This window comes from Paenibacillus aestuarii (genome assembly GCF_027789125.1).
GTDB lineage: Bacteria > Bacillota > Bacilli > Paenibacillales > NBRC-103111 > Paenibacillus_E > Paenibacillus_E aestuarii.
Map to the genome: position 1 here is coordinate 1 of NZ_JAQFVF010000086.1, position 5,048 is coordinate 5,048.

Genomic DNA, 5,048 nt, shown 5'->3' on the forward strand with positions numbered 1-5,048 from the left:
ACCTTCCAGCAGTGGACTCGTTGCACACCAAACGCTTGTTGCCGCGCCTTGCTGCGGACTTTTTCTGTCGACGCCTTCAGGATCGATAATCGGCTTACCAGCTTTATCAAAGAGTTTAAGAGCGTCCAGTTCAGTCTGGGACAAATGCCGCTGCAGATCCGTTACAATTCCGCCCGGATGAACGGAAAAAGCGCGTACTCCTTGGCTCATTCCGATCGAGTCGAGCGCGACAGCGAACAAAGCGTTTGCGCGCTTTGCCTGCCCGTAGGCAACCCAAGGATGATATTCACGTTGTTTGAAATGCGGATCGTGAAAGTCGATTCCACCACGAATATACCCATAGGAAGACAGGGATACGACTCGCGCCCCTTCCGCACGAACGAGCGCTGGCCAAAGGCGACAAGTTAACTGGAAATGGCCGAGATGATTAGCTGCAAACTGGGATTCATATCCTCGTTCGTCCCGTGTTAGCGGAGCTGCCATAACGCCCGCATTATTAACCAGTATGTGGAGTTTATCGAATTGGCTAAAGAAGCGATCAGCGAAAGCATCGATCGATGCCGGATGAAGCAGATCCAAATAGTCTATCAGCACATCCGGCATTTCTCTGAGGGCTGCCTTCGCTTTCTCCATATCTCGAGCAGTCACGATGACCTTGGCGCCGGCGGCATGGAATGCGCGAACGGTTTCCAATCCAATGCCGGAATAACCGCCAGTGACAACGACGTTTTTACCGGTTAAATCAATTCCTTTGATAACTTCAGCGGCAGTTGATGAAGCCCCGAAACCAGAGCCAATAGGAACTTGTGGGGTTACCATAAACATATCTCCTCTTTCTATCATTTTTGCTTAATAGTCTTAACTTCAGCATCCTTATTTTGCAAAGGATGTGTCTAAACCTAAATATCATATTGTTCTCAAATGAAAGATCCATCAGAAAAAGTTACTCTATATCGCTTTATAAGGGGGGCCGTCTCTATGAGACAGCCCATCCTTATCGTTCATTATAAAGAATTTCTCAAAATCGTTCTGACGTCTTCTTTTGTAAGAGGAATATAGTTGCCAATTTGATCGGCAAGCATAGACCTTTCCGTCATCAGTTCAATTTCCTTGTCATCGATTCCATAGTCCGAAAGCTTTGTAGGCGCTCCAATGGAGGCCCAAAAATTCTTGAGAGACTGGATCGCTTCCACTGCTAATTGAGCATCTGTTTTCCCTGTTTGGTCCAAATCGAATACACGTACACCGAGTTGTGCGACTTTCTCCGGACGTACAGCCGCGACATGTTCCATCCAATGCGGGGCAATAATCGCGATTCCCCCGCCATGCGGTATGTCATGGACGGCAGATACGGCATGTTCGATAAGATGCGTTGCCCAATCCGGATTAACGCCCATTCCAGTAAGTCCGTTTAAGGCCAATGTACCATTTAACAACATGACTTCGCGATATTCGTAATTGTTCAAATCGTTCACGAGCTTAGGTGCTGTCTCGATGACGGTGCGAAGAATCGCTTCACCAATTCTCTCTTGAAGAGGTGCATTGCTCGAGGCATGAAAATATTGTTCGAAGACATGGGCCATAATATCAACGGTGCCGTATATCGTCTGGTCCAGAGGTACAGAGAATGTAAGCTCTGGATCTAGAATACTGAATCTTGGAAGTACATGATTGGAGTTAAAAAATGCTTTCGTATTCGTTTCCCAATTCGTGATAACGGAATTTCCGTTCATCTCTGATCCTGTTCCCGCTATCGTGATTACTGTGCCAATCGGTACAGAATTGGATGGGGCTTTCGCCTTACCAGTCACGATATCCCATACGTCGCCATCGTAGGGAACGCCCGCGGCAATTGCTTTAGCACAATCAATGACGCTGCCGCCACCGACTGCAAGAATAAAATCAAGCTGATTTTCTCTTATAAGGTTAATCCCTGTAATGACAGTCGTTAGTCGAGGATTCGGTTCAACGCCTCCTAACTCAATGATATAAGCGCCGATTTCTTTGAGTTCACTAATGACCTTATCGTAAAGTCCGATTTTTTTTATGCTGCCGCCTCCGTACAATAGCAAAATGCGTTTGCCATAAGCAGGAATTTCCTTTTTCAAGTTGCTGATTTGACCTTTTCCAAACAAGATCTTAGTGGGATTATGAAATTCAAAGTTTTCCATTTTCGTTTTACCTCTCTCTAATTAAAATTTAATTTCTGATTGTTTAACCCTAAAGACATAAAGCGGCAGACCTCACACCCAGCTTCCGGGCATACATGCCTCAAAATGTGCTCGTTAAAAGTTGGTTATTCATGAAGTGCTTTTATTATTGGGGTACCATAATACTGTTTTCATTTTGAGAATATCAAAGCAAGTATCTAGGAACTAACATGACACCCGAACATGCATGCTGGTATCTTTGGAGTTAATTAGGATGCTGAAACGAGGATCACAAATTACCACAAGTATTTCACCTCCTTAAATTTTATATTAATATATCACAAAGTATCAATATTTAAATTTAAAAAAAATTCACAATTCGGAAATTGTCGATATGATCTTCTTAGAATAACTGAATCCAATAAATGAATTCAGTTTTCTTTATTCCTGAATAGCTTATTTCTGAAGGAATTGACCAATATTTTTAATCGCATCTTCATTCCTTCTGTAATAAGTCCATTTCCCTAAACGTGTAGCGTGAACCAATCCCGCTCTTTGAAGCATGGAGAGGTATTGAGAAGCAGTAGATTGATTCATATTTAATTTCTCAGTGATTTGACTTACACATACCCCCACTGTGATTAAATCAGCCCCTTCCTGGGGTGAAAAATGAGTTGTTGGATCTTTCAGCCATTCTAAGATTTGAATACGCGCTTCATTGGACAGTGCCTTAAAAACTTCAATTTGGTTGGCCATGTCGTTATTATACATTACAGTTTTGCGATATGTCAAATTGTAAATTCCAAGAGTTATTACACGATGATCTTGCTGTGCTTGGCTGCATTAGACACAATTGAATCAGTAATCATCACCCAATGCGACGGCTTTCCTACTTTACCCGGTAACAGTTTCGAATCTTGATCCAAATCATATCATGGACAGGTTATTTATTTAGAAAATTCCAGTCTACTGCCGGAAGGGAAATCCAAATTCTAACGGTCATAAATTCGTGTTGGCTCACTGAAAATAAAATGTATTAGGGAGAAACGAGGCGCCTAGCATCGATCCGATGAACGAATTCTTTATAGGAGGGCAATAAATAAATCAATCTAGGCAGCAAGGCTTCTACAGCAGCCAGATTTACACCAATGACATACAGCAGCGCGGGATAGGTCAGGACCTCCTAGGACAACAAAACCGCGACGTTTATCAGCCTCTGTCTATGTGCAATCTCAGTATCAGAGCATTCCGAACCAGAAAAACAGTTATGGCTCTCAGCCCAATACTATTACTAATTCTCTTCTATCCAGTACTGGTTACACGTTCGGATCTGAATGAAGCAGCATATAGACAAGCTCGACGCTGAGCTATGCTACCTGGTTTCGCTTCTGGTTCATCATCTTACCGCGTTTTCTAGCCTTACTTTAGCTCTTGTACTTTAACCAATCAAAGAACATTTAAATTAGTGAGTACCTTTAACTGATCCTATTAACCTGGTCGTGATTAAGTAAGATAAATGCCTACTTTGAGTTGTTGAAAATAATTTGTTGGTATTTCTCGGTATACTCCTACCGGACGAAATACATGGAAACGCTGACATTTCCTCTCCTCCCTACCTCTATAATAATTCCGACTAATTCTGTTGCAATGCCCTGATGCCTTTTCGAATACACAAACACCCAACTGTAAGACTTTCTCCCGTCGTACTGTCGCGACATAAGAGTGCTCAGGACAAAACGTTGCATTTCTTTAATCTAGCATTCTCATCATGCATAAATGTGAGAAATAATGGAAAAATAACTTTGGCAAAGATATGTGAGGTGAAATCAAGTTGGACACACTCATTTCTCAAAATCAAGCGGAGAACGAACAAGTGCTACGTCAACTGTTCGATGCTTGTTTCGATATTACGTTTCGCTCCATCCATCCTCCTGGCGGTCCAAGCATACTGATCATTTATATCGCGGGATTAGTCGATACGGACAAACTAAACAATGAACTCTTTCGACCCGATTCCTCTGAGTGGTGTGGTTTATTTACGACTGCTCACATCTCTTCCGTTGCCCCAAGTAGCGAGACGCGATACATTCAAGAAGTCTGCAATTTGCTTCTTCAAGGCCAATCAGCTGTATTTATCGAAGGAAGATCCAGTTGTATTTTGCTGGATTTGAAATCAAAAGATGGCCGAAGCATTGACGAGCCGACATTTGAACAATCAATTCGAGGTCCTCGAGAGAGTTTTACGGAACGAATTGAAGTAAATTCATCGCTTATTCGTAAAAGAATTCAATCGACTCGCTTAAAACTTGAATCCGTCAAAATCGGTTCGTTATCCAAAACAAGCGTCATTATCGTATATGTGGAAGGTATTGTCCAGGAGAATGTATTGAGTCAGGTGAAGGAACGGGTTAACCGCATTCGAACGGATGCGATTTTAGATTCGGGTTATATCGAAGAAATGATTGAGGATGTATCGTTTACTCCATTCCCTCAAATCCAACTAACAGAACGCCCAGATATTGTTGCGGCTAATATTTTGGAAGGCAAAGTCGCTTTACTGACGGACGGTTCGCCAAATGCATTAATCGTCCCTATGACGTTTTGGTCAACGTTTCAGTCAGCAGATGATTATTACGAACGATTCATTTTCGCTTCTCTTATGAGGTGGACAAGGCTCATTCTCTTCTCCGTCTCGCTCTATCTTCCTTCGTTGTTTGTAGCGATTACAACGTTTCATTCACAGCTCATGCCGACGAATTTCCTTTTCAGCATTACGACGGCTCGAGAAGGCGTTCCGTTTCCCAGCGTCATTGAAGCATTATTGATGGAATTCATGTTCGAGGCACTCCGTGAAGCGGGAATTCGTTTGCCCAAGGCGACTGGTTCAGCAGTCAGCAT

4 protein-coding genes are annotated in these 5,048 nt (G+C 42.7%); 1 reads left to right on the top strand and 3 read right to left on the bottom strand.

The window, feature by feature from the left end:
* From O9139_RS28600 to O9139_RS28610, 3 genes are all read right to left on the bottom strand, one after another.
* A partial coding sequence (locus O9139_RS28600; RefSeq protein WP_270884715.1) for an SDR family NAD(P)-dependent oxidoreductase occupies positions 1-819 on the bottom strand: 819 nt, incomplete at its 3' end.
* Positions 820-1,004: 185 nt separating this feature from the next.
* Entirely contained in the window at positions 1,005-2,171 is a 1,167-nt protein-coding gene (locus O9139_RS28605) for an iron-containing alcohol dehydrogenase (RefSeq protein ID WP_270884714.1), read from the bottom strand.
* Between the two features lie 435 nt (positions 2,172-2,606).
* Complete coding sequence (locus O9139_RS28610) at positions 2,607-2,906, bottom strand: ArsR/SmtB family transcription factor (protein ID WP_270885152.1); 300 nt, start codon at positions 2,904-2,906, stop codon at positions 2,607-2,609.
* 1,075 nt (positions 2,907-3,981) lie between these two features.
* On the opposite strand from O9139_RS28610, the gene O9139_RS28615 reads away from it, so the two are divergent.
* On the top strand, positions 3,982-5,048 hold a 1,067-nt coding region (locus tag O9139_RS28615; RefSeq protein WP_270885151.1), incomplete at its 3' end, for a spore germination protein.